Annotated in this window: 5 protein-coding genes; 1 reads left to right on the forward strand and 4 read right to left on the reverse strand. The window is 70.3% G+C overall.

What is annotated here, in order from left to right:
• Positions 1-6 precede the first annotated feature (6 nt).
• Positions 7-2,733, forward strand: a complete 2,727-nt coding sequence (gene polA / locus FMP39_RS27430; RefSeq protein WP_141593099.1) for a DNA polymerase I — start codon at positions 7-9, stop codon at positions 2,731-2,733.
• Between the two features lie 331 nt (positions 2,734-3,064).
• On the opposite strand, the gene FMP39_RS27435 is transcribed toward polA, so the two are convergent.
• From FMP39_RS27435 to FMP39_RS27450, 4 genes are all read right to left on the reverse strand, one after another.
• Positions 3,065-3,607, reverse strand: coding sequence for a hypothetical protein (locus tag FMP39_RS27435; RefSeq protein WP_090494907.1), 543 nt, complete (start codon positions 3,605-3,607; stop codon positions 3,065-3,067).
• Positions 3,608-3,770: 163 nt separating this feature from the next.
• Positions 3,771-4,970: a peptidase MA family metallohydrolase gene (locus tag FMP39_RS27440; RefSeq protein ID WP_194858590.1), complete on the reverse strand. Its 1,200-nt coding sequence runs from the start codon at positions 4,968-4,970 to the stop codon at positions 3,771-3,773.
• Between the two features lie 77 nt (positions 4,971-5,047).
• Complete coding sequence (locus FMP39_RS27445) at positions 5,048-5,575, reverse strand: DivIVA domain-containing protein (protein ID WP_011553162.1); 528 nt, start codon at positions 5,573-5,575, stop codon at positions 5,048-5,050.
• Between the two features lie 105 nt (positions 5,576-5,680).
• A partial coding sequence (locus FMP39_RS27450) for a HEAT repeat domain-containing protein (protein WP_228558379.1) occupies positions 5,681-6,152 on the reverse strand: 472 nt, incomplete at its 5' end.

Consider the following 6,152-nt stretch of genomic DNA (forward strand, 5'->3'; position numbering starts at 1 on the left):
GGGGGCATGGACGACACCAGCCCTTCGCGCTCAGCGCCCACCCTGGTCCTCATCGACGCGTCCGGCTTCATCTTCCGCGCCTACCACGCCATCCCTCCGCTCACGACGAGCAAGGGGGTGCAGACCAACGCCGTGCTGGGCTTCACGCGCATGGTGCTCAAGGCCCTGCGTGAGCTGAAGCCCACACACGTGGCGCTCGCCTTCGACAAGGAGAGCCGCACCGAGCGCCAGAAGATTGATCCGACGTACAAGGCGAACCGCGAGGGCCCCCCGGAGGACCTGGTTCCCCAGTTCGCCCTCATCCGCCGCGTGGTGGAAGCCATCAACGTGCCCGTGCTGGAGGTGGCTGGCTGGGAAGCCGACGACGTCATCGGCACGCTGGCCGTGAAGGCGAAGCAGGAGGGCTTCTGTGTCCAGGTCGTCACCGGCGACAAGGACTTCGTGCAGATTGTCGACGACGACGTGCGCCTGTACGACCCGATGAAGGACGTGCACACGCTGCCCGCGGACGTGAAGGCGCGGCTGGGCATCGAGCCGGGGCAGATGCGGGACTACCTGGCCCTCATCGGCGACGCGGTGGACAACGTCCCCAAGGTGCCGGGCATTGGCCCGAAGACGGCCACCGAGCTCATCCAGCAGTTTGGCGACGTGGAGACGCTGCTCTCGCGCCTGGATGAGGTGAAGAAGCCGAAGATCCGGGAGAACATCGCCTCGCACCGCGAGAGCCTCCTGCGCGCCAAGGTGCTCGTCACCTTCAAGACGGACCTGCCGCTGGACGTGCGCATGGCGGACCTGGCCCGCCGGCCGGTGGACGCGCAGCGCTCGCGCGAGCTGTTCACCGAGCTGGAGTTCTTCGCCCTCCTCAAGGAGCTGCCCCAGCAGGACGGTGTCGCCGGGGCGCCCGAGGAGGTGAAGGAGAAGCCCGCGCCGCTGGCGGTGACGCCGCGGCTGGTGGGCGCGGACGCGGAGCTCGCCCAGTTGGCTGGCGCCGTGCGCGAGGCGGGCGCCGTCACCCTGATTCCCGCCTACGAGGGCTCACCTTTCGGCGCGAAGCTGGTGGGCCTGGGCGTGGCGCTGCCGGACGGGCAGACGGCGTATGTGCCGCTGCGGCACGCGCAGCTCGGCGTCACCCAGGTGCGGCCGGAGGCCTTCACCGCGGCCTTCCGCGAGGTGCTGGAGGACGCGGCGGTGAAGAAGGGCGGGCATGACCTCAAGGCGCTCAGCCTGGTGCTGGCCAACGACGGCATCACCCTGCACGGCGCGCACGACGACGTGGAGCTGCTCAGCTACCTGCTCAACCCGTCCCGCCGCGAGCACGCGCTGGTGGACCTGTCGCGCGAGCGGCTGAACACGGAGCTGCCGCCGCTGCCGCCCGCCGCGGAGGGCAAGCGCGGCAAGAAGGACCGCGCGCTGGCGGACCACACGGTGGAGGAGGTGGCCACCGGCTTCGCCATCCGCGCCGAGGCCGCGCGCCGGCTGGCGCCCGAGCTGTGGAAGGAGCTGGAGGCGGCGAAGCTGGCGACGCTGGCTCGCGACATGGAGCTGCCGCTGTTGCCGCTGCTGGCGCAGATGGAGCGCAGGGGCGTGCTGCTGGACACCGCCGAGCTGTCGCGCACCTCCGTGAAGGTGGACGCCGCCGTCGAGGCGCAGGTGAAGGAGGTCTACCGGCACGCGGGCCGCGAGTTCAACATCGGCTCCAATCCGCAGCTGGTGGAGGTGCTCTTCACGGAGCTGAAGCTGCCCATCATCAAGCGGGGCAAGACGGGCCCGTCCGCGGACCAGGAGGTGCTGGAGAAACTGTCCGAGGAGCACCCGCTGCCGGGCGCCATCATCGAGTACCGCAGCCTGTCCAAGCTGAAGAGCACCTACCTGGACACGCTGCCCACACTGGTGGCCGCCGACGGGCGCATTCACACCACCTACCACCAGGCGGCCACCGCCACCGGGCGCCTGTCCTCCACCGACCCGAACCTCCAGAACATCCCCGTCCGCACCGACCTGGGCCGGGAGATTCGCCGCGCCTTCGTGGCCGCGGAAGGGCACCAGCTGGTGAGCGCGGACTACAGCCAGGTGGAGCTGCGGCTGCTGGCGCACATCGCGGACGACCCCGTGCTCATCGAGGCCTTCCTCCATGACGAGGACATCCACACCCGCACCGCGGCCGAGGTGTTCGGCGTGGCCAAGGAGCAGGTGGACCGCGAGCAGCGCCGCGTCGCGAAGATGGTGAACTTCGGCATCGCCTACGGCCTGTCACCGCACGGCCTGGGGGCGCGGCTGGGCATTGCCCAGGACGTGGCCCGCGACATCATCGAGCGGTACTTCACGCGCTACGCCGGCATCCGGCGCTACCTGGAGGAGACTGTCGATAGGGCGCGCAAGACGGGCTACGTGGAGACGCTCTACGGCCGCCGCCGCTACATGGCGGACCTGAACTCTAAGAACCGCGGCGTGGCCCAGGCCGCCGAGCGCGCCGCCATCAACATGCCGATTCAAGGCACCGCCGCGGACCTCATCAAGAAGGCCATGCTGGCGGTGGACGAGGCGTTGACGGCCCAGAAGCTGCGCACGCGGATGCTGCTGCAGGTCCACGACGAACTCCTCTTCGAGGCGCCCGACGCGGAAGTGGAGCAGGTGAAGGCGCTGGCGGTGAAGGCCATGTCCTCGGTGGCCGACCTGAAGGTGCCGCTCAAGGTAGAGGTGGGCGCGGGGCGCAGTTGGGCGGACGCGCACTGACGCGCGGGCAGGGCGGGGCGGCGCGAAAAAATACGGGAGGAGCGCCCACCCCCGTAGGCGCCCCTCCCGCATGCTCCACCCGCGGCCCCCACAGCCGCTGCTGCACACTGCGACAAATGCGCCGACCCGTCCGACCGGCGAGTCGCGTGGACCCCCATCCACGCGTCTTGCCAGCGGCTCGCGGTGCGCGCTCACCACTCCCCAGCGGGAGCACGCCTTCCCACAAAGCGCGCCATGGGCCCCCACCCAGGCACACTCCCTCCCGCCGGTCTCGGACGCGCCCGTTTCCGGGCACGTCAAGTCGAACGGGCCGGCCAACCCCAACACGCCCTCAGTGCATTGCCGTACGTCCATCTCCCGTGTCCGGGGACACGCGCCGCGTCCGGGAAGGACGCTCGAAGTACTCGACGACCAGCCCACCGAAGGGCACCCGCGGGCCATCCGCACGCGGGTCCTTCATCCGTTGGAGGAGCGCCACCGCGGAGTCCACGGCTTCGTCCACGGCGCGGTTGATGCGCTCGCGCTCCCAATCCCCGCCACCGAGCACCTCGGAGGCATCCACCAGGCAGCGCCGCAGCGCCGCGAATTCGTCATAGAGCGAGCGGGCACCCCGGTGCGCCGACAAGCGCAGCACCGCGCGCGTGCGGCTCCAAGGGCTGGACTCCTCGCCCGCGAGCGTCCGGCCCAGCTCGCGGATGAAGGGCTCCACCAGGTTGTCCAACTGGGTGGGTGCGCCCCGCGACGCGTCCGAATCGGGCGCCGCCAGCACCATCCGTCGCCACAGCGCGGAGATTCGATCCGGCTGCTGACGGAAGAACCGCGCCAGCACGGCTGCCTTACGTCCACGCTCGCTCATGTCCAGTGCCTTCCGCATCGCGTACGGAAGCCAAAGCAATCCATCGGCCAACACCCCTGGGATGAGTCTTCCCAGTGAAATCAGCCATTTGCCTTGAAGGGATGGGCAGGCAGAGGAGCAGCGCGCCCGTAGAAACTACAGGCCCCGCCCTGTAGTCATGGCAGGACGGGAAGGGCGGCGTTCAGTGGAGGGTGGGCTTCGGCGGCCGGCCATTCAGGCCGTCTTCGTCGTCCAGTTCACCCGGGAGGTCGCCGATGGCGCTGTCCGCGGGCGCCTCGCCATCCTGAGCCTCCAGGTGTGCTTCCGTGCCCTGCGAGCCCGCGGGCCAGTCCGGCCAGGTGGAGTCCCCGGCACTCACGGCGGTGCCCTGCGCCTGGGCCTGCGCGGCCTGGGCGGCCAGCAGCCGCAGCGCGGCGTCCTCCGCGGCATCCTGGGCGGCCATCTCCGCCAGCTTCGCGGCGCGCTGCTGACGGCGGCGGGCATAGGCGGCCACGCAGAGGAAGGACGCGCTCAGCCAGACGAGCGCGGAGCTGGTGGTGAGTGGGAGCCAGCCGTAGCGCGCGGCCAGGCCTTCACGCCAGTCGGTCTCCTCCACCAGCAGCGAGGTGCGGAAGGCCTTGCCGAAGGCCGTCTCGAAGGGCTCGCCGCGCGCCACGCCGTCCACGAGCGCGGCCATGGCCTGGGGGCCGAACTTCGCCGACAGGTGCGCGACGAAGGCGGCGCTCTGCGCGTAGGCGATTTCCACGTCCGACGGCACGTCCGGCCAGGCCCGGTCGAGGTGCTCGAAGTGGAACACGCGCTCCTGGGTGACGGCTCGGAAGAGGGCGGAGTAGTGCGTCAGGGAGTAGCGCTCCCCGGTGACGTACTGCGCGACGCCTTCCTGGAACCAGCGGGGCCACGACGGGGCCAGCTGCCCCAGGGCCACGTGCGCCAGCTCGTGCCGGAGCGTCTGCTGGCCCTCCGGTTCATGGAGGCTGAGCGCGTCCAGCAGGATGATTTGATGGGCGGGGTAGGCCAGCGCCACGGCCCACCCCGGGGGCTTTCCGCCGGGCAGCGCCAGGGCCTCGAACTCCTTGCGGCCCACGCCCAGGCGAATCTCGGTGACGCCCGGCCAGTCCTTGCCCAGGATGGTGCCGAACCTGTCTCGGACATCTTCAATCTGCCGGGACAGCTCGTGCGCGGCCGCGGTGGCGGCGGCGGTGTGGAGGATGCGGAAGCGCTTCGTCGTCACGTCCCCGCTGACCTGGGGCGGACGGGTCAGGGGCACCAGGGCGGCGTCCGTCACGACGTCATGGGCGTGGGTGCCATGAGGGCCGCCCGGTTCCTGGGCCCAGGCCCCGGGGGCGGCGAGCAGCAGGAGCAGGACAAGCAGGTGGCGCATGTGCGGCGGCCTCACGTTCCCACTGACATAACAGCCTCGCCCCAGGTTGCAGCAACCTCACCGCGCGGCGCGGTGCGTCAGGAGTCGCCGTTGGCTTTCTTCTGGGACAGATACGCCACGTTGTCCTCGACGCGCGCATAGTCGCGGTCCGCGAACGTGGGGCTCTTGAAGGTTTCCAGCAGCTTCTGGTGGGCATCCAACACGGAGCGGACCTGCGACTCGAACTGGGTGCGCTGGCGCTTCAGCTCGTTGATGTCCTCCACCACCTGCACCAGCCGCTGGTGGGCGCCGTGGACAATCTTCTCCGCCTGATGCTCGGCGTCCGCGATGATGATTTCCGCTTCCTTCTTCGCGGCGTCCTTCAGGTCCTCGCTGATGCGCTGGGCGGTGACCATGGTCTCCTGGAGGGTGCGCTCCCGTTCCTGGTGCTGCTCCACCTTGAACTGGGTGCGCTTCACTTCCTCCTTGAGCGCGATGTTCTCCTTCACCACCTCCTCGAATTCACCGGCGATGAGTTCGAGGTAGGCCTCCACCTCACGGCGAGAGAAGCCGCGCAGGGCCGTTTCGAACCGCTTCTGCCGGATGTCGAGCGGAGTGATTTTCATGACGCCGCAGTGTAGCGCAGGGGCGTCACATCTCCAGGAATCGGCCCTTGACCTGGGCGCCGGCGCTGGCGGGTGGTGCTTGCAGGGTTGCCCGGCGGGCGGGCGTCAGCGTCGCGTCGCGTCCCACTGGGACACGACGGCGCGCGCGGCGTTCTGCACCCCTGCGGTGAGCCGCGAGTCGACCGCGGCGTCCTGGACGGCCCGGCGCGCGGTGGGCGTTCGCTGGAAGACGAGCCCGTTGAGCGCCTGGATTTTCAGCGCGTCCGGCAGCCGGGGGTGGCGCACCACATTGGCGAGAATCTCCTCCGCGCGGGCGTGCTGGAACAGCGTGACGGCCCTCAACGCCGCCTGCTGGATGCGGGGGTTGGGGTCCCACAGGAGCGTGGCCAGCGCGTCCAGGGCGCGGGCATCTCCCAGCAGCGCCAGGTCTTCGATGGCGATGGCCCGAATCTCCTCTGGCGCGGGCCGCACCGCCTCCAGAAGGCCCCGCAGGAGGGCGGCGTCGTCCGTCGCGGGCGCCGGGGCGGCCTCCACCGGGGGCGTGGGCGCTGGACCCGGAGGGGGCGAGGCTTGGGCA

Source organism: Myxococcus sp. AB056, assembly GCF_006547365.1.
GTDB classification, from domain to species: Bacteria; Myxococcota; Myxococcia; order Myxococcales; family Myxococcaceae; genus Myxococcus; species Myxococcus virescens.

Excerpts from the sequence above, each read along its gene's own strand:
- polA (WP_141593099.1), top strand. The coding sequence starts at position 7 with ATGGACGACACCAGCCCTTCGCGCTCAGCGCCCACCCTGGTCCTCATC.
- FMP39_RS27435 (WP_090494907.1), bottom strand. The coding sequence starts at position 3,607 with ATGCGGAAGGCACTGGACATGAGCGAGCGTGGACGTAAGGCAGCCGTG.
- FMP39_RS27440 (WP_194858590.1), bottom strand. The coding sequence starts at position 4,970 with ATGCGCCACCTGCTTGTCCTGCTCCTGCTGCTCGCCGCCCCCGGGGCC.
- FMP39_RS27445 (WP_011553162.1), bottom strand. The coding sequence starts at position 5,575 with ATGAAAATCACTCCGCTCGACATCCGGCAGAAGCGGTTCGAAACGGCC.